Genomic DNA, 23,877 nt, shown 5'->3' on the forward strand with positions numbered 1-23,877 from the left:
GCCGCTGCCCCGCAGTGCCCGTGACCGGCTGGACCCGTGAGCAGAGGAGCAGGAGGAGCTATGAGCGCCCGTGTGCTCGTCGTGGACGACGACCAGGCCCTGGCCGAGATGCTGGGGATCGTGCTGCGCAAGGAGGGCTACGAGGTCGCGACGTGCGGCGACGGGGCCCGTGCACTACCGATGATCCGCCAGTTCCGGCCCGACCTCGTGCTCCTCGACGTCATGCTGCCCTCGATGGACGGGGTGGAGGTATGCCGCCTGCTGCGGGCCGAGTCCGGGGTCCCGGTGGTGATGCTCACCGCGCGCACGGACACCAAGGACGTGGTGGCCGGGCTCGAGGCCGGCGCCGACGACTACGTCGTCAAGCCGTTCAAGCCGCAGGAGCTGCTGGCCCGCATCCGGGCCAGGCTCCGCCGCGACCATGCCCAGGACGAGCACAAGCTGCAGGTCGGTGACGTCGTCATCGACGTGGCCGGCCACCAGGTGACCCGGGAGGGTGAGCAGATCCCGCTGACCCCGCTGGAGTTCGACCTGCTGGTGGCGCTGGCCAGCAAGCCGAGCCAGGTCTTCGACCGGGAGTCGCTGCTGGAACAGGTCTGGGGTTACCGGCATGCGGGCGACACCCGGCTGGTCAACGTGCACGTCCAGCGGTTGCGGAGCAAGATCGAGAAGGACCCGGAGAATCCCCAGATCGTGGTGACCGTGCGTGGCGTCGGATACAAGGCCGGACACTCCTGAGGGTGAGCCGCGCCGCGGGTGGCGTGGCCCGCCCTGGTGGCGGGGTTCGCTGGGGGTGCGCGTCATCATCACGACCGTCCTCATCGGTCTGGTGCTCGCCGGCCTGCTCGGCTCGGTGCTGTACCAGCAGATCGCGGCCGGGCTGGTCCAGCAGGGCGCTGAGTCCGCCACGCGTGACGCGGCGCAGCAGGTGGCGCTGTTCCAGGAGGCCTTCGACTCCACCGACCGCCGGGACGACTCGGGCCTGCGGCAGGCCGCGGCCGAGCAGGTCTACTCCATGGCTGCCGTGGGACCGGACGGGCGACGCGTGGTGCTGCTGCCGGCGCTGAGCAACGACCGGGGCGCGATCGTGGAGGGCATCGCCCTGGGTGTGGCCGCCTCGGACATCCCGCAGGACCTGCAGGTGGCCGTCGACCAGGACCCCGAGAACCAGCAGGTCGCCATCGTCCCCGTGACTCTGACCGGTCAGGAGGGGACGGTCACCGCGGTGGTGGTGGGCTCCCGGGTCACGCTCCTGCGGGCCGGCTCCTACGACCTGATCCTGACCTACCCGTTGCAGCAGGAGCAGGAGACCCTCGACCTGGTCCGCCAGCTCTTCCTGGCCGCCGGGGCCGGGCTCCTGCTGCTGGTGGCCGGGCTCGCGGCGATCGCGACGCGGATGGTGACGCGGCCGGTGGCCGAGGTGGCCAGGGTCTCGCGTGACCTGGCGCAGGGCCACCTGGACGAGCGGCTCCCGGTGCACGGCACCGATGAGATCGCCCAGCTCGCCACCTCGTTCAACACCATGGCCGACTCGATCCAGCACCAGATCCGTGAGCTGCGCTCGCTGTCCCAGCTGCAGCAGCGCTTCGTCTCGGATGTCTCCCACGAGCTGCGTACCCCGCTGACCACCATGCGGATGGCCGGCGCCGTGCTGCACGCCTCGAAGGACGACTTCCCGCTGCCCGTGGCGCGGTCCGCCGAGCTCCTCGACCAGGAGCTGGACCGCTTCGAGGAGCTGCTCACCGAGCTGCTGGAGATCAGCCGGTTCGACGCCGGGGCGGTGACCGTCGAGCGGCACCAGGAGGACCTCGTCCCGCTGGTGCGCTCGGCCGCCGCCAGCATGCAGCAGCTCGCCGAGACCCACGGCTCACCGATCGTGCTCCGGGTCCCCGAGCAGCCGGTCCTGGTCAGCATGGACGGCCGGCGCATCTCCCGGGTGCTGCGCAACCTGCTGTCCAACGCGTTGGAGCACGGCGAGGGCGGACCCGTCGAGGTCACCGTGGCGGCCACCGACCAGGTGGTGTCGTGCTCGGTGCGGGACCACGGGATCGGGCTGACGCCCGAGCAGCAGGCGCACGTCTTCGACCGGTTCTGGCGGGCCGACCTGGCGCGCAACCGCACGACCGGCGGGACCGGGCTGGGCCTGGCCATCGCCCAGGAGGACGCGCGCGTGCACGGGGGCTGGTTGCAGGTGGGCAGCGTGCCCGGGCACGGAGCCTGCTTCCGGTTGCTGCTGCCCCGCCACGAGGCCTTCGTCATCGCCGACCGGCCGCCCCCCGTGCCGCTGGCCACCGGCGACCAGACGGACCAGACCGCGGGTGCGGCCGACCTCGACGCCCTGTCGACCGGTGACCGGCCGCCTGCGGTGGCCGTGGTGCGCACAGGTGCGACAGCAGCCGAGGACGATCCGGAGCCGTGGGACGTGGCGGCCCGAGGGAGCCTGCGTCGTGTGGCCCCCGCCGCCGTACCGCCCGTCGCCACCCGCGACGGGGACCTGCCCGACACCGAGGTGCCGCCGGTCGTGCTGGCGCTGGCCACCCGACAGGGGGACGTATGAGCTTTCGGCACCAGGGGCGGCACCGTGCCCGACCAGAACCACGGCGACCCCGCGGCCTCGGCGGGACCGCCGTCGTCGCCCTGCTCCTGAGCGCCTGCTCCGGCCAGCTGCCCACGACCCCCGAGCCCCGGGCCGGCCTGCCGGTCCAGGTGCAGGCCCAGCCGGAGATCGAGCGGCTGCTGAACCCGCCCCAGCCGGACGCCTCGGCCGCCGACATCGTCCGCGGCTTCCTGCGTGCCAACGTCGGCTTCGCCGACGAGGACGACGTCGCCCGGCTCTTCCTGCTCGAAGGGCTGGCCAGCGAGTGGGTGCCGACCAGCAACGTCCTGGTCTACGACGGCACCCCGGTGGTCACCGTCAGCGACGACGGCCGCGAGGCCGAGGTGAGTATCGAGGTGGTCGCCCGCATCGACGGGCAGGGGCGGCTGACCGAGCAGGCGGCCGCCACGGTCACCGAGTCCTTCGAGCTGACCCGGGTGCAGGGCCAGTGGCGCATCCGTGCCTTCCCGGAGGACTTCGGGGTCTGGCTCACCTACCCGGACCTCGTCGCCGCCTTCCGCGCCAGCACCCTCTACCACCTCAGCACCCACGGACAGCACTTCGTGCCAGAGGTCCGGTGGCTCGCCCGTGGCGAGGGGCTGCCCACGGCGGTCACGCGCGCAGCCCTGGCTCCGGCGCCCGAGCACCTCGCGGGGGCGGTGCGGAGCGGCGCCAACGAGAACGTGCGGCTCGCGGCACCGTCGGTCACGGTGGACCCCGAGACCCGGGTGGCCACGGTGCCGCTCGAGGGGTCAGGGCTGATCGACGGCAGCGACAGCGCCGAGGCCTTGGTGAGCCAGATCAGCCATGCGCTGCTGGAGCTGGGCGGGATCAGCGCCGTCGACGTCCAGGTCGCCGGACGCTCCCTGACGGTGGGCGGGAGCGAGGGGCCCGTGACCAGCACCGGCGAGCTCCCGTACTCCGACGCCATGCGGGACGTGGACATCGCGATGCTGCGGATCGGCGAGCAGTTCTTCCCGGTGAACCCCACGGCCTACAACCTGCGCAACCTGCCGGAGGAGACCGCCCGCAACCTCGAGCTGCCCCGGTTGGGGCTGTCCTGGGGCGGGGTCGCCGCGACGGAGGACCTGCAGGACTTCGCCGCGGTCTCCACCGACCGCGCCTCGCTGTGGCGCTGGCAGGCGGGGGACGGGGACGAGCCGGGTGAGTCGAGCACCAACGCTGGCATCGCCGACGAACTGACGCCGCCCGCAGTGGATCCCCAGGGTGCCTTCCTCGTCGCCGGGGTCCACCGGAGCACCGGCGCCCCGCGGTTGTGGTGGCTGGAGCGGGACGACGTGCAGTCCCTCGCCGAGCCGCTGGACGCGCCGTGGCTGCGCGACCGCGACCGGGTGCGCTCGCTGTCGATCTCCCCCGACGGCACGCGGGTGGCCATGGTCCTCGGCGACACCTCGCGGGAACGGGGCCGCCTGATGGTCGCCGGCATCCTGCGGGACCAGGACGGTGAGCCCAAGGGGCTGACCCAGGCCGTGCCCGCGGCCGGCGCCCTGGTCGACGTCTCCTCCGCACGGTGGGCCTCGTCGCGCGAGCTCTACCTCGTCGGGCAGCGGCAGGACGACGCCGCTCCCCGCGGCTTCTCGCTGCCGCTGGGTGACTTCCTGCAGCCGCTGGGGGCGGTGGACGGGATCGACTTCGTCGAGGTGATACCGGTACCCCGGATCGAGGGCCCACGACCGATCGTGCACAGCGCCGACGGTCGCTTCTACACCACCGAGGGCACCCAGGGCTGGTTCAACGCCCGGAACGGGGACGAGCTGGTCATCCCCGGCAGCTGAGCCTGGAAACCGCCTCGCCTCGTCGACGTTCGTGTCCCCAGACGGCCGTGCCTGTGGACGGCAGGCCTGTGGAAGAGCGGGTCCAGGCCGGCCCACACCCTGCCAGGCTGCGGGTATGCCGTGGCGCCCCGACCTGCTCGCGCTGGTCGAGCTGGCCGCCCCCAGCTCCTGCGCCGGGTGCGGGACGGCCGGCACCCGGTGGTGTCCCGACTGCGCCAACGTCCTGGGTACCGCTGCCCCGCGCCCCTGGCGCCCGACGCCGTGCCCGGCAGGGTTCCCGCCGACCTGGACCGGTCCCGCCTACGCCGGCCCGGTGCGGGCCGCCGTCGTGGCCTGGAAGGAGCGGGACCGGGTCGAGCTGACCCCGGTCCTGGCGGCGGTGCTGCGCGGAGTTCTGGCCGAGGCGCTGGCCGCTTCCGCACCGCATACCGTCGCCGTCCTACGGGGGGCGCCCGTGGCCCTGGTGCCCGCACCGTCGGCGCCCAGCAGCGTCCGGACCCGCGGACGCCGCCCGGTGCCGGAGCTCGCCGCTGCGGCCGCCCGCACGGACCTCGTCGTCGACGCGCTGCGGCTGACCCGCAGGGTCCAGGACCAGGCCGGCTTGTCGGCGCGGCAGCGCGCGGCGAACCTGGAGCGGGCCGTCACGGTCCGTCCCCGCGTCCGTGCGGCGCTGCGCGGGGTGCCGTGCGTGGTGGTCGACGACGTGGTCACGACGGGGGCCACGCTGGTCGAGTGCGCGCGGGCTCTGCGGGCCGTCGGGGCCGGTCCCGTGGTGGCCGTCACGGTCGCCGCGACCGCCCGTCGGCCTGTCGAGCCACGTCCGCGACGGTCGGACTAGGGTGGGTGCATGGAGCCCTTCGAGAGTCACTGCGAGGGGGTGATGCCGGCCGTTCGCAAGGGCCGCAGCGATGACGCAGCGGCAGTATGACCAGCACACACACCCCATTGATGGAGGACCCGATGGAACTCACCGTGACCGGTCGCAAGAAGGACATCTCTGAGCGGTTCCGCCGCCACCTCGAGGACAAGCTGTCCAAGATCCCCCAGCTCACGCCGCGCGTACGGCGCACCGAGGTCGTCCTGACGCGCGAGAGCAACCCTCGCCTGGCCAAGGAGGCTGAGCGCTGCGAGATCACCTGCTACGTGCACCGCACCGTGGTGCGCGCGGAGGCCGCCGCCGACGAGGAGTATGCCGCGCTCGACCTGACGATGAGCAAGCTCACCGAGCGGCTGCGCCGCCTGAGCGACAAGCGACGGGTCAGCCACACCGGCAAGCACCGCCTGCCCTCCGTCGCCGAGGCCACCTTCGGCCTGCCCACCGAGCCGCTGGTGCCGGAGGACGAGCAGGACGCGGAGGAGACACGCACCGCCGAGGAAGCCGTGGACGAGGCCCTGCAGACGCAAGGCAACAGCCCCATCGAGATCCGGGAGAAGGTGCACACCTCCAGCCCGATGACGCTCGGCGAGGCGCTGTCCCAGATGGAGCTGGTGGGCCACGAGTTCTTCCTCTACCACGACGCAGACACCGACCAGCCCAGCGTGGTCTACCGCCGTCGCGGATGGTCCTACGGCGTGCTGCGACTCCAGCACGAGGACGCTTCCGCGGCGCAGACCGACGACGAGGCCGTCGCCTCCTGACGGCGCGCATCGCGCCCGTCTGACGGTCTGGAACGCCGGCCGCAACACGGTCCGGAAGACGCGCACGCGGGAGCCCCTGCCGAGAGGTGGGGGCTCCCGTCCGTGCGCGGTCCGGTGTGTCGGTCCGACCAGGTGAGGTCCTTCTGATCAGCCGGACCGTCGTGTGCCCGTTCGGCCAGGTGCCCTTCGATCGGCCGGGACCGCTGCCGGTCCTCCGTGGCACAGTGACACCCATGACGTCCCCGAGCCCTCAGGCGCGGAGCCTGCGGACCATCCCCGTGGCGCAGGCACGCCGGATCGCGCTGGCCGCCCAGGGCTTCGGGCGTCCCCGCCCCGCGAGCCCGGGCACCAGGGCGCTGCGACGGGTCGTGGAGCAGCTGCAGGTGGTGCAGATCGACAGCGTCAACGTCCTGGCCCGTACCCAGTACCTGCCGTTCTTCTCCCGGGTCGGGCCCTACGACACCGCACTGCTGGACCGGATGCGTGACGGCCGGGGTCCCGGGGCGCGAGGCGGCCGTGCCCTGGTCGAGTACTGGGCGCACGAGGCCTCGCTCGTGCCGCCCTCCACGTGGCCCTACCTGGGCTTCCGGATGCAGCAGGCCCGTTCCGGCGACGGGGAGCGGAGCCTCCGCCGGGACCACCCCGGGCTGCTGGACGCCGTCACCGACGTGGTGCGAGAGCACGGGCCGCTGACCGCCCGTGAGGTCGAGGCCCACCTGCCCCACGGCGCGGACAAGGGCAACGACCACTGGGGCTGGAACTGGTCGGCGGTGAAGCGGTGCCTGGAGCACCTGTTCCGGGCCGGGCAGCTCACCTCCGCAGGGCGCACCGCACAGTTCGAGCGTCGGTATGCCGTGCCCGAGCACGTGCTCCCGCCGGACGTGCTGGCGCTGGCTCCTGACTCACCCGACGCGCCCGACCTGCTGGAGTCGGTGACCCACCTGCTGCGGCTGGCGGTCCGCGCGCACGGCATCGGCACCCAGCGCGACCTCGCCGACTACTTCCGGGTGCGTGGCCCGGTCGTCGACCAGGCGATGGAGCGTCTGGTCACCTCCGGCGAGGTCGAGCCGGTGAGCGTGCCGGGGTGGCGGCGCACGGCGTACCTCGACCCAGCGGCACGCCGTCCGCGCGCAGTGTCGGGCTCCGCCCTGCTCAGCCCGTTCGACTCCCTGGTCTGGCAGCGGGACCGCGTGGAGGACATGTGGGGGTTCCGCTACCGGATCGAGATCTACGTGCCGGCACACCTGCGTGAGCACGGCTACTACGTGCTGCCCTTCCTGCACGACGAACGGCTCGTCGGGCGCGTGGACCTCAAGGCCGACAGGACGGCGGGCGTGCTGCGGGTGCAGTCGCTGCACTGGGAGGTGGGCGCGGACGTGGCCCGGTCGGGCCCGGCCCTGGTCGCCGAGCTGGAGTCGATGGCCGGATGGCTGGGGCTGGGGCGGGTGGACCTGCCGACCGCGACCACCCCGACGACTCCGACGACCCCGACGACCCCTTGAGCCCGCCCCTCCGGCACCCGTGCTAGGGAACCTCCAGCCAGGGCGGTTAGCCTAGGCAGGTGGCCAACCTTTTCGAGAAGATCCTGCGCGCCGGTGAGAAGTCCGCGCTGCGCAAGCTGCAGACCGTCGCCCGCCAGGTCAACGCCCTGGAGGAGGACTTCGAGGGCCTCACCGACGCAGAGCTGCGGGCGGAGACCGACAAGTTCAAGGCCCGCCTGGCCGACGGCCAGACCCTGGAGCAGCTGCTGCCGGAGGCGTTCGCCGCGGTGCGCGAGGCCAGCAAGCGCACCATCGGCAAGCGGCACTTCGACGTCCAGCTCATGGGCGGGGCTGCCCTGCACCAGGGCAACGTGGCGGAGATGCGCACCGGTGAGGGCAAGACCCTGGTCGCCACCCTGCCCTCCTACCTCAACGCGCTCACCGGCAAGGGTGTCCACGTCATCACCACGAACGACTACCTGGCGCAGTACCAGTCCGAGCTGATGGGCCGCGTGCACCGCGCGCTGGGCATGGAGACCGGCGTGATCCTGTCCTCGATGACGCCCGCGCAGCGGCGCGAGCAGTACCGCATGGACATCACCTACGGCACCAACAACGAGTTCGGTTTCGACTACCTGCGCGACAACATGGCCTGGTCGCTGAAGGACCTGGTCCAGCGCGAGCACCACTTCGCCATCGTCGACGAGGTGGACTCGATCCTCATCGACGAGGCCCGCACGCCGCTGATCATCTCCGGCCCCGCCGACCAGGCGACCAAGTGGTACAACGAGTTCGCCAAGATCGTGCGCAGGCTGGAGCGGGGAACGGCGGCGGACCCGATGAAGGGGATCGAGGCCGAGGGCGACTATGAGGTCGACGAGAAGAAGCGGACCGTCGGCGTGCTCGAGCAGGGCATCGAGAAGGTCGAGGACTACCTCGGCATCGACAACCTCTACGAGTCGGCCAACACCCCGCTCATCGGCTACCTGAACAACGCGATCAAGGCCAAGGAGCTGTACAACCGCGACAAGGACTACGTCGTGATGGACGGCCAGGTGATGATCGTCGACGAGCACACCGGCCGCATCCTGCCCGGCCGCCGCTACAACGAGGGCATGCACCAGGCGATCGAGGCCAAGGAGGGGGTGGAGATCAAGAACGAGAACCAGACCCTGGCCACCGTCACCCTGCAGAACTACTTCCGCATGTACGACAAGCTCGCCGGGATGACCGGTACCGCCCAGACCGAGGCCGCCGAGCTGCACCAGATCTACAAGGTGGGTGTCCTGTCCATCCCCACCAACCGGCCGATGGTCCGCAAGGACCTGCCGGACCTGGTGTACCGGACCGAGGAGGCCAAGTTCACCGCGGTCGTCGACGACATCGCCGGGCGGCACAAGGCCGGCCAGCCCGTCCTGGTCGGCACCACCTCGGTGGCCAAGTCGGAGTACCTGTCGGAGCAGCTGCGCCGCCGCGGCGTCAAGCACGAGGTACTGAACGCCAAGCACCACGAGCGGGAGGCCGCGATCGTCGCCGACGCGGGCCGCAAGGGTGCCGTCACCGTCTCGACCAACATGGCCGGGCGAGGCACCGACATCATGCTGGGCGGTAACCCCGAGTTCCGGGCGGTCGCCGCCATGCACGCCAAGGGCCTGGACCCCCAGGAGACGCCGGAGGAGTATGAGGCGGCCTGGGAGAGCACGCTGGCCGAGGCGGAGGCGTCGGTCGCCGCCGAGCACGACGAGGTGACCGCCCTGGGCGGGCTCTACGTCCTGGGCACCGAGCGGCACGAGTCGCGCCGCATCGACAACCAGCTGCGCGGTCGTGCCGGACGGCAGGGCGACCCGGGCGAGTCCCGGTTCTACCTCTCGTTGCAGGACGACCTGATGCGGATGTTCAACGCGGCGATGGTCGACCGGGTGATGTCGACCACGGGCATGAGCGACGAGATCCCGATCGAGTCCAAGATCGTCTCCCGCTCGATCGCCAGCGCGCAGGCGCAGGTCGAGGCGCAGCACTTCGAGACCCGCAAGAACGTGCTCAAGTACGACGACGTCCTCAACCGTCAGCGCGAGGTGATCTACGCCGAGCGCCGCCGCGTGCTGGAGGGCGAGGACCTGCACGAGCAGGTGCGGCACTTCATCAACGACGTGGTCACCGACTACGTCACCGCGGCCGGAGGGATGGGCCTGGCCGACGGCATCGACCTGGAGGCTCTCTGGGCGGAGCTGGGCCGGCTCTACCCGGTCGGCGTCACCGTCGAGGACGTGGTCGAGCAGGCCGGCAGCCGGGCCGGGGTCACCACCGAGCTGCTGGTGGAGCAGCTGACCAGCGACGCCCAGCACGCCTACGACCAGCGTGAGGCCGAGATCGGCGAGGACCTGATGCGCGACGTCGAGCGGCGGATCGTGCTGCAGGTCCTGGACCGCAAGTGGCGCGAGCACCTCTACGAGATGGACTACCTCAAGGAGGGCATCGGGCTGCGTGCGATGGCCCAGCGGGAGCCCCTCGTGGAGTACCAGCGCGAGGGCTACCAGCTCTTCCAGGCGGTGATGGAGGCGATCAAGGAGGAGTCGGTCCAGTTCCTCTTCCAGGCCGAGGTGAAGAAGGCCGAGGACGCAGCCCCGGCGACGCCGGCCCAGCAGCAGCTGACCTTCGTCGCGCCGAGCGAGCAGGGTGAGGCCGAGGCGCGCCCCGTCCGGGCCGACGGCAGCCTGCCCGAGGAGGAGCAGGGCCGGACCCCCGCGACGAGCGGGGCCGGAGCAGGCGGCGGCAACAACCGCGCCGAGCGCCGCAAGGCCGCCCGCCGCACCCGCTGACCGGACACGCCAAAGAGCCCGACCGGACACGCCAGAAAGCCCGACCGGACACGCAGAAGGGCGCGACCGGACACGCGAAGCGCGCTGTTTGGGGGCCGCGGCTCGCCGCGTCCGTTCTGCTCAGCCCAGCTCGAACGCCGTGATCAGCCAGCGTCCGTCGACGCCGCTCATCCGCAGGGCCAGCGCCCGCACGCGGCCCGAGCAGCGGACGACCGCCGATACCTCGCAGACTCCGTCCGCGGGGTGGCAGAGCAGAAGGGCGCGGATGAGCGGCGCCTGGTGGGGACGCCGGGCCCGGCGTCGAGCCAGCACCCCGCGTCGAGCCACCCGCTCGCGCACGTCAGGAGCGAGCCACCGGGAGAGCTGGTCTGGCGAACGGTTGCCCTCGCACACCTCCAGGGTGGCCTGGATGAGCTTGCGCGCCCACACGTCGGCGGGCGGTAGGTCCGCGGTGCCGGTCGCCTGCGGCCCGAAGAAGCTGTCGTAGGCGTCGTGGCGGAAGTCCACGGCCAGCGAGCCCTGGACGTAGCGGCCGGCTGGTTGCTGACCGGTCGAGCCGCCGGTGTCGTGCCAGTCGGGACCCACGGACGGCGGCTCCGCGACTGGTGCGGGTGCCAGCCGGACCACGGGCAGGCGCGAGTCTTCGTTCATCACCGGGCACTCTCCCGGGCGGGGTCAACCTGCTCCGCCGGGACGTCCGCGGCGGGGATCCGCAGCTCCTGACCGGGCAGGATGAGGTCGGGGTCCGGACCGATGAGCTCACGGTTGGCGGCATACCACCGCGGCCACTCCTCGGCGATGTCCTGCACGGTGGCCTGCCCGCCCAGATGACGAGCCGTCAGAGACCACAGCGTGTCTCCGGCCCGGACGACCACGTGCTCGACCGGTGCCTCTCACGGTGCCACGCTGACCAAACCGATGGTCGCGGCCGGCTTGACCGGAGCTGACACCGGCACGGGCGTCCAGCCGGGCAGGGGCACGGGAGAGCCGTCCGGCAGCAGCGGATGCTCCGCAGACTCAGACTCCGGATCGGGTGTGCTGACCGACCGGGCGACGGTGTCCGAGGACGTCCAGGTCCACGAAGGCTCGGGAGGCCCCGCCGGTGCGGCGTGGGCAGGAACGGCGGTGAGGGCCAGCAGGAGGACGCTGACCCGACCCACCGCCGTGAACGTCGCCGGGGTGGCCGAGAGCTGCCGCTCCAGCAGCACCAACCCCTCTCGCCGGCCGCTGACCCCGTCGTTTCCCTGCTGACCGAACGGGCCGCGGCCGGGGCCGGGCCCGCGCAGCAGCTCCACGACGGCGAGCGTCAGGACCCCGCTGACCCAGCACAGGAGCAGCGCCGCGGCAGCGAGGGTGACGCTCAGCAGGGCGGCATCGACGCTGGTCGAGCCGCTGCCAGGCCAGGTCTGGGCGGCCTGGCTCGCCAGCCACCAGGTGCTGGCCAGCGCGAAGACGCCGAGCAGGCCCCCGAGTCCGGCCGCGCACTGCGGTCGCTCTGTCCTGTGATCGCGCATGGTGCTGCCTCCTGCTCCGCTCCACCACCGCGGACGCGGCGTTTGCGTTCAGTTGCGGTTGTTTGAAGTCTTGTGCGGCACGCTACGACCGTCAGAGGAAGTCGGTCAAGAGGAAGTAGCGACCTGTGGACGACCAACCCGCACCACCCCGATCGCTGGCAGCATGAGGGGCATGCGCTGGCACCGGCTGTTCGACGATCTCGGCGCGCAGCTCGCCGCTCTCGAGCTGCAGGAGCGCGCCGCCGAGGTGGCCGAGCACGTCCGGGCGGAGCGGGGACAGATCGAGCTCGTCCACAGGCTCGCCGCCGACCCGAATGCCCCGGTGCGGCTGCGTGTTCGCGGGGTCGGGTGGATCGATGCTCACCTCAGCGATGTCGGCCGCGACTGGATCCTGGCGCAGGGCGAAGGCTCGGGCCGCACCGGGCGCGAGCTGCTCATCCCGTTGTCAGCCGTCTCGGCCGTGGAGGGCCTGGCTACCCGGGCGGACCCACGCGAGCAGGTGGCCAGCCGCCGGTTCGGCCTCCGTCACGCCCTGCGTGCCGTGAGCCGGGACCGCGCCCGGGTGCGGGTCCACGACCTCGACGGAGACCACGTGACCGGCACGGTCGATGCCGTGCTGGCCGACCACCTCGACCTGGCCCGGCACGCCGACGACGAGCCGAGACGGGCCGCCGCGGTCCGTGGCCGGGTCAGCCTGCCCTACTCCGCCCTGGCCCTGGTGCGCCGGCTGTGAGCGAGCGGGCTGGCGCGGTGCCGGTAGCGAGGGTGCTCAGGATGCCAAGGGTTGCAATGGTGCCGGTGACAGCGGTGGAACAGACGCGCCGGGAGGGTGGCTCAGGGAGCAGGATCTCCCTGTCGGGTGATCTCTCGGGTCTGCTCGTACATTCGCTGGATGTAGGCCTCGAGCTCGACGTTCTCCACCCGCCACACTCCGCGGCCACCGAGCTTGACCCCCACGAGCTCACCGGAGCGCACCAACGCCTTGACCTGGGAGAGCGAGACGTTGAGTGTCTCTGCCACGTCGGTGAGGGTGAGGAAGCGGGGGGCCGCCACGGCGAGCTCCTTCGGGGTCCGGGGGCAGGGCGTGCGCAGATTTTACGAGACTTCGGTAGCCATCGTGGCCCACCTGTGGACAAGATGGACCAGTTGGCGTCGCGTCGGGCAGGTGCGGCGGGCGTCGACGGGCTCGGTCGACGTCGGGGTCGATCAGCGCCAGCAGAAAGGGCAGCGAGATGGCGGTGAGCACTCAGGGACGTAGAGCACGGCCGCTGCCGGCGGCCGGTGGTGATCCCGGCGCGAAGGGCGGGCGCACCGCCCGCCGTCTGCAACGACCAGGCTGGCGTGACCTGCGCCTCGTGGTCGGCGTGCTGCTCGTCCTCCTCTCCGTGGCGGGCGGGACCCGCCTGGTGATGTCGTTGGACGACACCACCCCGGTCTATGCGGCGGCCCGGGACCTGCTGCCCGGCCAGCCGGTGGCGGCGGCCGACCTGGCCGTGGTGCAGGTGCGTCTGGGCGAGCAGGTGGAGCGCTACGTGGACGGCACCGAGCCGATCGCGCCCGGCACGTACCTCGTGCGCGGCGTCGCGACCGGCGAGCTGGTGCCGGTCGCCTCGCTGGGCACCGCCCGCGAGGCGCTGGACAAGACGGTGACCGTCCCCGTCGACCCCAGCGCCCTGCCGGGGCTGTCGACCGGGGCGCTGGTCGACGTCTGGGTGAGCCCGCGCGACCCGGACGCGCTGGGCGTCAGCTACCTCGACCCCAGGCTGCTGCTCTCAGGTGCGGTGGTCGACCGGGTGCCGGAGCAGGGGACGGGGTTGGGTGCGGGGCTGGGGCGGGCATCGGTCTCGGTGGTCGTCCCGGCCGACCGGGTCGGCGACGTCATCGCGGCGGTCGACCAGGATGCCCGGCTCACGCTCGTGCCGGCGCCCCGGTCCCAGCAGGACGCGGGCCGATGAGCCTGCCCACCGTCACGGGCGTTGCCCCGCGATGGGAGAGCGGGCTGGCCGAGCTGCTCGGGCGATCCAGCCGTGCCCAGCTCGTCCGGCGCTGCGCAGACGTCCCCGAGCTGCTGGGTGTCTCGGCCGCCGGCCTGGCGCGGGTCGCGGTGGTGTCCAGCGACTTCCGGTCCCTGGACCGGGCGGCCGTCGAGTCCCTGCTCGCCTCGGGGGTGGCGGTGGTCGGGGTGCATCCGCCGAGCCAGGTCGACGCCGGACGCACGCTACGCCGGTGGGGGATCCAGGTGGTGCTGCCCGCGGACCTTGACGCCGAGGCCTTGGACGAGGCGATCGGTGCGGCGGTGGAGCTGAGGCAGGTCGACGCGCCCGGCGAGGCCGAACCGTCCGGGGAGGCAACACCGCCCGGCGCCGCCGCGGAGGTCGGCCCGTCGGGCCGGACGGGGCCGCCCGGGTGGGCCGTCGGACTCGCCGGGACCGAGCAGGAGGAGCCTGGGCACGGTGACCGCGAGCAGGCCGCACATCGGCGACGCCGGGCCCAGCAACGCCGGCGGGATGACGAGGGCGACGACCGGGCCGGCGACCTGCCCGGGTCACCGGCCTCTGCAGCCCGCGATCTCACCTCCCCGGCACCGGGCCAGGTCGAGGAGCTCGCGTCAACCGTCCAGGACAGCGGTCCCGACGGTGCGTCGGACCCCATGGACGAAGAGCTGCGCCGGCTGGTGGAGGAGGCGGGTGGCCCGCCCGGCGAGGGACTGACGGAGGTGGGGCAGCCAGCGGAGGAAGGCCCGGCACGAGAGCCAGGGGAGGTGATCGTCGTCTGGGGCCCCGGCAGCCCTGGCCGCACCACGCTGGCGCTCAACCTGGCCGCCGAGCTGGCCGACCCACTCACCCACGTGGTGCTCATCGACGCCGACACGTCCGCCTCCGCCCTGGCGCAGTCGCTGGCGGTGCTCGACGAGGCGCCCGGCCTGGCGGCGGCCGCCCGCGCAGCCGATCAGGCAGTCCTGGACGAGGCCGCGCTGACCCGCCTGGCTCCCGAGGTCCGTCCAGGGCTGCTGCTGCTCACCGGTCTGCCGCGGGCGGACCGGTGGCCCGAGGTCCGCGACAGTGCCCTCGCCGACATCATCGAGGTGTCCCGCCGGTGCGCCTCCTTCGTGGTCCTCGACGTCGCGGCGGAGGCCGAGCAGGACGAAGAGCTGTCCTTCGACACCCAGGCGCCGCGCCGCCACGGTGCCACGCTCACCGCGCTGGAGGCCGCCGACCGCGTGGTCGTGGTCGGTGCGGGCGACCCGATCGGCCTGCAGCGCCTCGTCCGGGGTCTCGACCTCCTGCCCACCCTCACCGCCGCCCCGCGGGAGGTGGTCATCACCCGGGTCCGCCCCGGTCCCGTCGGCCCGGACCCCGAACGCCGGATCCAGGAGGCGCTGGAGCGCTTCGCCGGGGCCAGGGACGTGCTCCTGGTCCCGGAGGACCGAGAGTCGATGGATGCCGCGCTGCTGCACGGCCGGGCTCTGGTGGAGGTCCGGCCCGCCAGCCCCGCCCGCGCCAGCATCCGGACGCTCGCCGACCGGATCGCGGGCCGGACCGCCGCCCCCAGAAGCCCAGGCCGGCGCTGGTGGCCACGACGCCAGCGGGCCTGAGCGGACGACCCTGCGAGCCGATGCTGACGCACTCAGCCACGTCTGCGACGATGGCGATGCGGGGCCGGACCGGCCCTGGCGCGACCTGCGGACAAGGAGGCCCCATGGCGACGCTGCGGTGCTACCTGCCGCTGAGCCCGGAACAACTGGACACCCTCCGCACGGACCGGCGTCTGACCGGGCCGCTGCGGGCCACCACCGTCACCCGGTCCGTGCGCGCCTCGCTGCCCTCCGGTGACCAGGACGAATGGGAGTATGCGGCGCTCCAGGCCGCGGCCCTCGGCCTGTCCGCCGACGGTCAGCCCGTCATCGTCGCCGCGGTCGACCTCGTCCAGGAGACGGTCGACGCGGCCCGCCCCGAGGGTCCGCAGGTGCGGGTGGGAGACGTCGACCTCCCGCGGGTCGCCGCCTTCCACCTCGGTGACGACGTCGTCACCGGGGACCCGGCGACGCTGCCGGCCCCGGACGAGGAGATCGAGCTGTCCTGGTACGACACCACCGAGCTCGAGCAGGTCATCGAGCTGGCCCACGCCCTGGTGGAGGGCCAGCGGGACTGAGCGGGCCGCATACCGTGAAGCCCTCCCTCGGGCCCCCGCACGATCACCGCAAGCGCACCCCAGGAAGACCGCGAGAACACCGACGAACACCAACAACCACCCCACGGGCACCCGATCGACCGCCCGAACGACCACCGCGAGAACGCGACGCACAACACGAAGAGGTGACACATGGACGGCATCGTCGATGTCCCCACGCCCATCAACGAGCCCGTGCGGGACTACGTCCCCGGCAGCCCCGAGCGCGCCGAGCTGGAGGTGGCGCTCGCCGAGATGGCCGCCAGGCCGGTCGAGCTGCCGCACATCATCGGCGGTGAACGGGTCACCGGCGCGGGCCAGGAGATCCAGGTGGTGCAGCCGCACGCCCACGCCGAGGTGCTGGGCACCCTGCGCGACGGCACCAAGCAGGACGCACAACGGGCCGTGGACGCCGCGCTGGAGGCCGGTGCGGCCTGGCGTGCGCTCTCCTACGAGGACCGGGCCGCCGTCTTCCTCCGGGCCGCCGACCTGCTGGCCGGGCCCTGGCGGGCGCGGATGAACGCCGCGACCATGCTCGGGCAGAGCAAGACCGCGATCCAGGCCGAGATCGACTCGGCGTGCGAGCTGGCCGACTTCTGGCGCTTCAACGCCTACTACGGGCGTCAGCTGCTCGCCGAGCAGCCGATCCGCAACGCGCCGGGCACCTGGAACCGCATCGACCAGCGCCCGCTCGAGGGTTTCGTGTATGCCGTGACCCCCTTCAACTTCACCGCGATCGGCGGCAACCTGCCGACCGCGCCGGCGTTGATGGGCAACACGGTGGTGTGGAAGCCGGCACCGACCCAGCAGCGGGCGGCCAGCGTGACCATGGAGCTGCTCGAGGCGGCCGGCCTGCCGCCCGGCGTGCTGAACATGGTCACCGGCACCGGCCCGGCGATCTCCGAGGTCGTCCTGGGCAGCCCCGACTTCGCCGGGGTGCACTTCACCGGCTCGACCCAGGTCTTCAACATGTTCTGGGCCGAGATCGGCAACAACCTGTCCCGCTACCGGGGGTACCCGCGCATCGTCGGTGAGACCGGTGGCAAGGACTTCATCGTCGCCCACCCCAGCGCCGACGTGGACGTCCTGCGCACCGCGATGGTGCGTGGTGCGTTCGAGTACCAGGGCCAGAAGTGCTCGGCCGCCTCCCGCGCCTACGTCCCCGCCTCGCTGTGGAAGCAGATGCGCGACCAGCTGGTGCAGGAGGCCGAGGGCCTGGCCGTCGGTGACGTCCGGGACCTGTCCAACTTCATGGGTGCGGTCATCGACGCCAAGGCCTTCGCCAAGCACAAGGCGGTCCTGGACCGGGCCCGCGAGGACGACCAGGTGGAGGTCGTCGCCGGGGGCAGCTACGACGACGAGGTCGGCTGGTTCGTCCGCCCGACGGTCGTCGTCGTCGAGGACCCGGCGCACGAGATGGTCACCACCGAGTACTTCGGGCCGATCCTCACCGTGCACGTCTACCCGGACGCCGAGTGGTCCACGATGCTGGACCAGATGGAGTCGGTGGCGCCCTACGCCCTGACCGGGGCGGTCATCGCCCAGGACCGGACCGCGGTGGCCGAGGCGGCGGCGCGGCTGCGGTTCGCGGCCGGCAACTTCTACATCAACGACAAGCCGACCGGCGCGGTCGTGGGTCAGCAGCCGTTCGGCGGCGCCCGTGCCTCCGGCACCAACGACAAGGCCGGCTCCGCCGCGAACCTGCAGCGGTGGATCAACACCCGGGTGATCAAGGAGACCTTCGTCCCGCCGAAGGAGTACCGCTACCCGCACATGGGCTGACCCGCGACGTGGGACGTGTCCCGGGGAGAGGCCACCGGTGGCCTCTCCCCGGGACATCCGTCACGGAGAGCGTCCCGACCGCGGACCCGGCTGATGCGGGGTGGTCAGCGCGCTCAGGGAGCGGGATGGTCGGCGAGCCACTCCGCGGCGAGCTGGCGCTCCTCGCGGATCATCCGGCTCACCTGCTCGGAGACCATGGCCTCGATCCGGCGGCCGAGCAGGGGGATCCGGGCGTCCAGGTCGCCGTCGACCGTGTGCTCGGTCTGCCCTGGACCCTGGCCGCGGCGCAGGTGCATCCCGCCGGTGAAGGAGACGGGTATGCCGGGCAGCTCCAGGCTCATCGCGCCCTCGCGTTCGCCGTCGGCGTCCGGGGCGCCCCAGCGCACCGTCTCCACCAGCAGCAGGGTCGGGCCGACGAAGGCCTTGGCGAAGTCGGGGACCCCGTCGCTGGGGATGTGCCGCTGGGTGGTCACCGTGGTCGTGCCGTCCGGCTCCCGGTCGATCGTCACCGTCTGGTCGGTGGCACCGGTCCGCACGCAGCGGGCGACCTGGTAGTCGTGGTCGGTGAGCATCTCGTAGGTGCGCAGCGGGTCCGCGGCGTGGATGACGGTCTCGGTGATCCTCATGGGCTCACGGTAGTCGAGCCCTCGTCAGGGAGCACCGCGCAGCAGGCGCTGCGCGGCGTGCAGGCGGCGCAGCACCACACCCTTGTCGGCGGCCCGCAGGCGGCCGGTCCGGGCCCGGTCCGCGACGTGGTCGAGCAGCTCGGCCAGGTCCTCGGCGACCTCCGCCGCACCCAGCGCCCACGGCCGGCCCGCGCCGTCACCGCGCAGCGTCATCGCCGCGACCCGCAGCCGGGCGGCCGCTGCGCGGCACGAGGCATGGTCGGCGGGGCCGTCCGGCCCGCCCAGGGCACCCGCGACGAGCGGCAGCGGCGTGGGCGCCTCCCGGCCCGCCGCGAGGTCGACGCACCGGTGCGTCAGACCGTCCACCAGACCGTCGACGAACCCGGTCGCCTCGGCCCACCCCAGGTCCGGCGCGAGCCCCTCCAGCTCGCGTGCGGCCCGCCACGCGGCGACGCTCCCGGGGGCGCTGACCTCGGGGCGCGGAGACGTCATACCGCCACTCTAGGCAGGTCGACGCCTGAGTGGGTGGGTCATCCCCAGCCGGGTAACCTGACCTGGAGCCCACGAGGACGTGCGGCCGAGGCTACCGAGGAGTTCCTGACTGCGATGGCGTCCACCGACACGCTGTTCGACCGCTTCTACCACCACGTGTCCGAGGAGGAGAAGGACGGGCGTGACCCGAGCCAGATGGCGGCCGCGGCGTCCTCGATGGCGCAGCTGTCGGCGGGCCGCACCCCGGGCAGCGCAGCGGTCAAGGTCCTCAACCCCAGTACCGAGGGCGACGGGTGGAGCAGCCGGTACACCGTGGTCCAGGTGGTCGTGGACGACATGCCCTTCATCGTCGACTCCGTCCTGGGCGAGGTGACCCGGCACGGGTACGGGGTCAACCGCCTGCTGCACCCGCAGATGGTCGTCGACACCTCCTCCGGCGAGGTCCTGGACGTCGACCCGCTGCACGCCGGTGAGGGTCAGCGGGTGGAGTCCTGGGTGCAGGTGGACATCGACCGCCTGCCCTCCGACGTCGCTCGCGCGGAGCTGGCGGCCGACCTGGAGCGGGTGCTCACCGACGTGCGCCACGCGGTGGAGGACTGGGGCGCCATGCGGCAGCGGGCGCGGGCGATCATGGCCGAGCTCGAGCTGCGCCCACCGGACACCGTCGACCCCGAGACCGTGGCACCCACCATCGACTTCCTGCGCTGGGTGGACGACCACCACTTCACCTACCTGGGCTACCGGTCCTACGACCTGGTCGAAGAGGACGGCAGCAGCACCGCGGCCCTGCGCTCGGTCCCCGGCAGCGGGCTGGGCATCCTGCGCGAGGAGCCCGGCGCACCCGCCACGGTCAGCGAGCTGCGCCCCGAGGCCGCCGCCACCGCCCGCGAGCCGCGCCTGCTCACCGTGACGAAGGCCAACACCCGGGCCACGGTCCACCGCACCGTGCCGCTCGACTACGTGGGGATCCGCCGCTTCGACGACCGCGGGGAGGTCATCGGCGAGCACCGCTTCCTGGGCCTGTTCACCCAGACCGCCTACGCCGAGTCGACCACCCGGCTGCCGATCGTGGGGGGCAAGGTGAGGCGCATCCTGCAGGAGTCCGGCTACGCGCCCGACAGCCACTCCGGCAAGGACCTGCTCAGCGTCCTGGAGGCCTACCCGCGCGACGAGCTCTTCCAGGCCACCGCGGAGGAGCTCGGCCGGACGGCCAACGACGTCGTGCGCCTGCTGGAGCGGCCGGCGGCCAAGCTCTACGTGCGCCGCGACGAGTTCGGCCGCTTCGTCACCGCCCTCGTCTTCCTGCCCCGTGACCGCTACAACACGGCCAACCGGATCCGGGTGCAGCGGATGCTGGAGGAGGCCTACGGCGGGGAGCTGGCCGACTACGCCACGCGCGTCGGCGACGGGCCCCTGGCCCAGATGCACTTCGTGATCCGCCTGCCCAAGGGCGAGACGGTCCCCGACGTGGACCCGCAGGAGCTGCAGGACCGGCTGGCCGAGGCGACCCGCACCTGGGTGGAGGGGCTGACCGAGGCGGTCGCCGCCCAGGTCGAGGACGAGGGGGACGCGGGTGACCTCGTGGCCGGCTACGCCTACGCCTTCCCCGAGGCCTATAAGGAGGACTTCGAGGGGGAGGCCGCCTTCTTCGACCTCGGCCGGCTCTCCGACCTGCACGGCGAGGAGCGCTCCGCCCGGCCTCACCTCTACCGCGAGGAGGGGGACGCGGACGAGGAGCGGCGGATGAAGGTCTACCGCACCGAGGAGATGTCGCTCACCGACGTGCTGCCGGTCTTCGCCGACCTCGGCCTGGAGGTCACCGTCCAGCGGCCCTACGAGCTGGACCCCGACGGCGGCCCGGTCAGCTACATCTACGACTACGGCCTGCGCGCCAAGGACGCCTCGGTCTGGACCGGGGGAGAGGAGCGCACCGAGGAGGAGGTGGCCGCCGCCTTCGAGGACGCCTTCTCCGCGGTATGGGGTGGGGCGGCCGAGTCCGACACGCTCAACGGGCTGGTCCTCACCGCGGGGCTGGACTGGCGCCGCGTGGTCATCCTGCGCGCCCTGGTCCGCTACCTGCGCCAGGTCGGCACCTACAGCCTCGACTACCTCGAGGAGGCGCTCGTCGCCAACCCGCCGATCGCCCGGCGGATGGTCGAGCTCTTCGAGGCCCGCTTCGACCCCGACCGCGAGGGGGACCGGGAGGAGCGCACGGCGGAGGTCGTCCAGGAGCTGACCGCGGCCCTGGACGAGGTCGCCAGCCTCGACCAGGACCGGATCCTGCGAGGGCTGATGGACGTGGTGATGGCCACGCTGCGGACCAACTTCTACCAGCGCCGGCAGGACGGTGCGCACAAGGCGCGCGTGGCCCTGAAGCTGCTGCCCCGCTCGCTGGACCTGCTGCCCGAGCCGCGGCCGGCCTTCGAGATCTGGGTCTACTCGCCCAACGTCGAGGGCAGCCACCTGCGCTTCGGCAAGGTCGCCCGCGGCGGCCTGCGCTGGAGCGACCGGCGCGAGGACTTCCGCACGGAGGTGCTGGGTCTGGTCAAGGCGCAGATGGTCAAGAACGCCGTCATCGTGCCCACCGGCTCCAAGGGTGCCTTCTTCGCCAAGCAGCTGCCCGACCCCGCCGCCGACCGGGACGCCTGGCTGGTCGAGGGGCGCTCGGCCTACCAGACCTTCATCCGCGCCCTGCTCGACGTCACCGACAACCGGGTCGCCGGCGAGGTGGTGCCGCCGGAGCGGGTGGTCCGCTACGACGACGACGACACCTACCTGGTGGTGGCGGCCGACAAGGGCACCGCGACCTTCTCCGACCTGGCCAACTCGGTGGCCCGCGACTACGGCTTCTGGCTGGACGACGCCTTCGCCTCCGGCGGCTCGGCGGGCTATGACCACAAGAAGATGGGCATCACCGCGCGCGGCGCGTGGGAGTCGGTCAAGCGGCACTTCCGCGAGCTGGGGGTCGACACCCAGGCGGAGGACTTCACCGTGGTGGGCATCGGCGACATGAGCGGTGACGTCTTCGGCAACGGCATGCTCCTCTCCGAGCACATCCACCTGGTCGCGGCCTTCGACCACCGGCACATCTTCCTCGACCCCGACCCGGACGCCGCCACCTCCTACGCCGAGCGGCAGCGGATGTTCGCGCTGCCCCGCTCGTCCTGGGCGGACTACGACACCAGCCTCATCAGCGAGGGCGGTGGCGTCTACGCCCGCACCCTGAAGTCGGTCCCGATCAGCCCCCAGGTGCGCCGGGCGCTGGGTCTGGACGAGAGCGTGCAGAAGCTGACCCCGCACGAGCTGCTGCGGGCCATCCTGTGCGCGCCGGTCGACCTGCTGTGGAACGGCGGCATCGGCACCTACGTCAAGAGCTCGCGGGAGAGCCACGCCGCCATCGGGGACCGGGCCAACGACCCCATCCGGGTCGACGGCCGGGACCTGCGCGCGCGGGTGGTCGGGGAGGGCGGCAACCTGGGTATGTCGCAGCTGGGCCGGGTGGAGGCCGCCCTGAACGGCGTGCACGTCAACACCGACGCCATCGACAACTCCGCCGGCGTGGACAGCTCGGACTACGAGGTCAACATCAAGATCGCCCTGACCCCCCTGGTGCAGGACGGCTCGATGTCCATGGAGGAGCGCGACGAGCTGCTGGCCTCGATGACCGACGAGGTCGCCGAGAAGGTGCTGCGGCACAACTACGAGCAGAACGTGCTCATCGGCAACGGCCGCCACCAGCGCGAGGTCATGGTCACCGTGCACCAGCGGCTGATCCGTTACCTCACCGAGCACGCCGACCTCGACCCGCAGCTGGAGTTCCTGCCCGACGACGAGGAGTGGGCCCGTCGGAGGGCGGAGAACCACGCCCTGACCAGCCCCGAGTTCTCCGTCGTCGTCGCCTACGCCAAGCTGGCGCTGAAGCAGGAGCTGGAGGGCACCGAGCTGCCCGACGACCCGGCTCTGGTGGACACCCTGCTCGGCTACTTCCCGCAGCCGCTGCAGGAGCGGGCCCGGGCGCAGATCCTGGAGCACCCGCTGCGCCGGCAGATCATCATCAACGAGATCGCCAACGCGATGATCAACCGCGGCGGGGTCTCCTTCGTCTACCGCGCCGAGGAGGAGACGGGGGCCACCGCGGCCCAGATCGCCCGGGCCTTCCACGTGGTCCGCTCGGTCTTCGCCATGCCGGACTACATCGCGCAGGTCGAGGCCCTGGACAATGTGGTCGAGACCGACACCCAGACCGAGCTCTACCTGGAGTTCCGACGCCTGGTCGACCGGGCGGTCCGCTGGTTCCTCAACAACCGTTCGCTGTCCACCGACATGGACAAGGAGATCGCGCGCTTCGCCGGGCCGGTGCAGCGCCTCGTGCCCCAGCTCGGGGAGCTGCTCCAGGGCAACGAGCGTCAGCGCTGGGCCGACCGCAAGCAGTGGGCGACCGAGCACGGCGTGCCGGACGAGCTGGCCGCCACCTACGCCTCGCTGCTGGACAGCTTCTCGCTCCTCGACGTGGTCGAGCTGGCGATGGGAACCGGCTCGGAGGACTCGCAGGTCGCGCACGAGGTCGCGCAGGTGTACTTCGGGGTCTCCGAGGGCTTCCGGCTGGACGACCTGCTCACCCACGTCTCCCACCTGCCCCGCGAGGACCGGTGGGCCTCCCTGGCCCGCGGCGCCATGCGGGACGACATCTACGGCGTGATGCGCGGGCTGACCCGCACCGTCCTGGAGAGCACCGACGCCGACGGCTACGACGGCGCCCTGGACCGGGTGGGCGGCTGGATGACCGAGCACCGGGCGGCGCTGGTGCGCATCGGGCACGTCATGCGCGCCGTCAGCGACATGCAGGAGCCGGACCTGGCGCCCCTGTCGGTGGCGCTGCGCACGCTGCGCGGTCTGGTGCGCCAGGGCGCGGCCGACTGACCGCATACCCCGCCGGGCCGTCCTGGGAGACACGGCCCGGCGG

19 protein-coding genes are annotated in these 23,877 nt (G+C 72.5%); 13 read left to right on the forward strand and 6 right to left on the reverse strand.

Annotation, left to right across the window (positions count from 1 at the left end; all coding sequences use genetic code 11):
* The first annotated feature begins 60 nt into the window (after positions 1-60).
* The 7 genes from mtrA (at position 61) to secA (ending at position 10,330) form a co-directional block, all read left to right on the forward strand.
* On the forward strand, positions 61-738 hold the full coding sequence (mtrA, locus tag ESZ52_RS05065; protein WP_131103974.1) for an MtrAB system response regulator MtrA: 678 nt from the start codon (positions 61-63) through the stop codon (positions 736-738).
* A complete protein-coding gene (gene mtrB, locus ESZ52_RS05070) occupies positions 707-2,557 on the forward strand; it encodes an MtrAB system histidine kinase MtrB (protein WP_272948402.1) in 1,851 nt (616 codons plus the stop codon). The genes mtrA and mtrB overlap by 32 nt, the downstream gene beginning before the upstream one ends.
* Positions 2,554-4,392, forward strand: coding sequence for an LpqB family beta-propeller domain-containing protein (locus ESZ52_RS05075; protein WP_131103976.1), 1,839 nt, complete (start codon positions 2,554-2,556; stop codon positions 4,390-4,392). Before mtrB ends, ESZ52_RS05075 begins: the two co-directional genes overlap by 4 nt.
* Before the next feature lie 115 nt (positions 4,393-4,507).
* A complete protein-coding gene (locus tag ESZ52_RS05080; protein ID WP_131103977.1) occupies positions 4,508-5,230 on the forward strand; it encodes a ComF family protein in 723 nt (240 codons plus the stop codon).
* Between the two features lie 122 nt (positions 5,231-5,352).
* A complete protein-coding gene (gene hpf / locus ESZ52_RS05085) occupies positions 5,353-6,030 on the forward strand; it encodes a ribosome hibernation-promoting factor, HPF/YfiA family (protein WP_131103978.1) in 678 nt (225 codons plus the stop codon).
* A gap of 233 nt (positions 6,031-6,263) precedes the next feature.
* Positions 6,264-7,532, forward strand: coding sequence for a winged helix-turn-helix domain-containing protein (locus ESZ52_RS05090; protein ID WP_131103979.1), 1,269 nt, complete (start codon positions 6,264-6,266; stop codon positions 7,530-7,532).
* Between the two features lie 59 nt (positions 7,533-7,591).
* Positions 7,592-10,330 carry a preprotein translocase subunit SecA gene (secA, locus tag ESZ52_RS05095; protein ID WP_131103980.1) on the forward strand — a complete coding sequence of 913 codons (2,739 nt, stop codon included), beginning with the start codon at positions 7,592-7,594 and terminating at the stop codon, positions 10,328-10,330.
* A 120-nt stretch (positions 10,331-10,450) separates the two neighbouring features.
* Here the strand turns inward: secA and ESZ52_RS05100 are convergent, their stop codons facing one another.
* From ESZ52_RS05100 to ESZ52_RS05110, 3 genes are all read right to left on the reverse strand, one after another.
* On the reverse strand, positions 10,451-10,981 hold the full coding sequence (locus ESZ52_RS05100) for an Rv3235 family protein (protein WP_131103981.1): 531 nt from the start codon (positions 10,979-10,981) through the stop codon (positions 10,451-10,453).
* Positions 10,981-11,139 carry a hypothetical protein gene (locus tag ESZ52_RS05105; RefSeq protein ID WP_425600034.1) on the reverse strand — a complete coding sequence of 53 codons (159 nt, stop codon included), beginning with the start codon at positions 11,137-11,139 and terminating at the stop codon, positions 10,981-10,983. Before ESZ52_RS05105 ends, ESZ52_RS05100 begins: the two co-directional genes overlap by 1 nt.
* Positions 11,140-11,223: 84 nt before the next feature.
* The gene (locus ESZ52_RS05110; protein ID WP_131103983.1) at positions 11,224-11,844 is read right to left on the reverse strand and encodes a hypothetical protein; all 621 of its coding nucleotides are present in this window, start codon (positions 11,842-11,844) and stop codon (positions 11,224-11,226) included.
* Positions 11,845-12,016: 172 nt separating this feature from the next.
* On the opposite strand from ESZ52_RS05110, the gene ESZ52_RS05115 reads away from it, so the two are divergent.
* Complete coding sequence (locus ESZ52_RS05115; RefSeq protein ID WP_131103984.1) at positions 12,017-12,577, forward strand: hypothetical protein; 561 nt, start codon at positions 12,017-12,019, stop codon at positions 12,575-12,577.
* 101 nt (positions 12,578-12,678) lie between these two features.
* Here ESZ52_RS05115 and ESZ52_RS05120 read toward each other — a convergent pair whose 3' ends face one another.
* Positions 12,679-12,897 carry a helix-turn-helix domain-containing protein gene (locus ESZ52_RS05120; RefSeq protein WP_131103985.1) on the reverse strand — a complete coding sequence of 73 codons (219 nt, stop codon included), beginning with the start codon at positions 12,895-12,897 and terminating at the stop codon, positions 12,679-12,681.
* Positions 12,898-13,082: 185 nt separating this feature from the next.
* On the opposite strand from ESZ52_RS05120, the gene ESZ52_RS05125 reads away from it, so the two are divergent.
* The 4 genes from ESZ52_RS05125 to pruA all read left to right on the forward strand — a co-directional run bounded on the left by ESZ52_RS05125 (position 13,083) and on the right by pruA (position 17,796).
* Complete coding sequence (locus ESZ52_RS05125) at positions 13,083-13,799, forward strand: SAF domain-containing protein (protein ID WP_145968821.1); 717 nt, start codon at positions 13,083-13,085, stop codon at positions 13,797-13,799.
* Complete coding sequence (locus ESZ52_RS05130) at positions 13,796-15,439, forward strand: CpaE/TadZ family protein (RefSeq protein ID WP_131103987.1); 1,644 nt, start codon at positions 13,796-13,798, stop codon at positions 15,437-15,439. The genes ESZ52_RS05125 and ESZ52_RS05130 overlap by 4 nt, the downstream gene beginning before the upstream one ends.
* 104 nt (positions 15,440-15,543) lie before the next feature.
* A complete protein-coding gene (locus tag ESZ52_RS05135; RefSeq protein WP_131103988.1) occupies positions 15,544-15,996 on the forward strand; it encodes a DUF6912 family protein in 453 nt (150 codons plus the stop codon).
* A 171-nt stretch (positions 15,997-16,167) separates the two neighbouring features.
* A complete protein-coding gene (gene pruA, locus ESZ52_RS05140; RefSeq protein WP_131103989.1) occupies positions 16,168-17,796 on the forward strand; it encodes an L-glutamate gamma-semialdehyde dehydrogenase in 1,629 nt (542 codons plus the stop codon).
* 113 nt (positions 17,797-17,909) lie between these two features.
* Here pruA and ESZ52_RS05145 read toward each other — a convergent pair whose 3' ends face one another.
* Complete coding sequence (locus tag ESZ52_RS05145) at positions 17,910-18,422, reverse strand: DUF2505 domain-containing protein (protein ID WP_131103990.1); 513 nt, start codon at positions 18,420-18,422, stop codon at positions 17,910-17,912.
* A gap of 24 nt (positions 18,423-18,446) precedes the next feature.
* Positions 18,447-18,914, reverse strand: a complete 468-nt coding sequence (locus tag ESZ52_RS05150; protein ID WP_131103991.1) for a hypothetical protein — start codon at positions 18,912-18,914, stop codon at positions 18,447-18,449.
* A gap of 114 nt (positions 18,915-19,028) precedes the next feature.
* Here ESZ52_RS05150 and ESZ52_RS05155 point away from each other — a divergent pair, with 114 nt between their 5' ends.
* Positions 19,029-23,834, forward strand: a complete 4,806-nt coding sequence (locus ESZ52_RS05155) for an NAD-glutamate dehydrogenase (RefSeq protein ID WP_131103992.1) — start codon at positions 19,029-19,031, stop codon at positions 23,832-23,834.
* Positions 23,835-23,877: the final 43 nt, after the last annotated feature.

It is taken from the genome of Ornithinimicrobium sufpigmenti (genome assembly GCF_004322775.1).
In the GTDB taxonomy this organism is placed as follows: Bacteria; Actinomycetota; Actinomycetes; order Actinomycetales; family Dermatophilaceae; genus Ornithinicoccus; species Ornithinicoccus sufpigmenti.

What these genes read in the sequence shown, in the direction of transcription:
- pruA (WP_131103989.1), top strand. Translation starts at nt 16,168, where the DNA reads ATGGACGGCATCGTCGATGTCCCCACGCCCATCAACGAGCCCGTGCGG.
- ESZ52_RS05150 (WP_131103991.1), bottom strand. Translation starts at nt 18,914, where the DNA reads ATGACGTCTCCGCGCCCCGAGGTCAGCGCCCCCGGGAGCGTCGCCGCG.
- ESZ52_RS05155 (WP_131103992.1), top strand. Translation starts at nt 19,029, where the DNA reads ATGGCGTCCACCGACACGCTGTTCGACCGCTTCTACCACCACGTGTCC.
- mtrA (WP_131103974.1), top strand. Translation starts at nt 61, where the DNA reads ATGAGCGCCCGTGTGCTCGTCGTGGACGACGACCAGGCCCTGGCCGAG.
- ESZ52_RS05130 (WP_131103987.1), top strand. Translation starts at nt 13,796, where the DNA reads ATGAGCCTGCCCACCGTCACGGGCGTTGCCCCGCGATGGGAGAGCGGG.
- ESZ52_RS05080 (WP_131103977.1), top strand. Translation starts at nt 4,508, where the DNA reads ATGCCGTGGCGCCCCGACCTGCTCGCGCTGGTCGAGCTGGCCGCCCCC.
- ESZ52_RS05115 (WP_131103984.1), top strand. Translation starts at nt 12,017, where the DNA reads ATGCGCTGGCACCGGCTGTTCGACGATCTCGGCGCGCAGCTCGCCGCT.
- hpf (WP_131103978.1), top strand. Translation starts at nt 5,353, where the DNA reads ATGGAACTCACCGTGACCGGTCGCAAGAAGGACATCTCTGAGCGGTTC.
- ESZ52_RS05145 (WP_131103990.1), bottom strand. Translation starts at nt 18,422, where the DNA reads ATGAGGATCACCGAGACCGTCATCCACGCCGCGGACCCGCTGCGCACC.
- ESZ52_RS05100 (WP_131103981.1), bottom strand. Translation starts at nt 10,981, where the DNA reads ATGAACGAAGACTCGCGCCTGCCCGTGGTCCGGCTGGCACCCGCACCA.
- ESZ52_RS05090 (WP_131103979.1), top strand. Translation starts at nt 6,264, where the DNA reads ATGACGTCCCCGAGCCCTCAGGCGCGGAGCCTGCGGACCATCCCCGTG.
- ESZ52_RS05135 (WP_131103988.1), top strand. Translation starts at nt 15,544, where the DNA reads ATGGCGACGCTGCGGTGCTACCTGCCGCTGAGCCCGGAACAACTGGAC.
- ESZ52_RS05075 (WP_131103976.1), top strand. Translation starts at nt 2,554, where the DNA reads ATGAGCTTTCGGCACCAGGGGCGGCACCGTGCCCGACCAGAACCACGG.
- ESZ52_RS05110 (WP_131103983.1), bottom strand. Translation starts at nt 11,844, where the DNA reads ATGCGCGATCACAGGACAGAGCGACCGCAGTGCGCGGCCGGACTCGGG.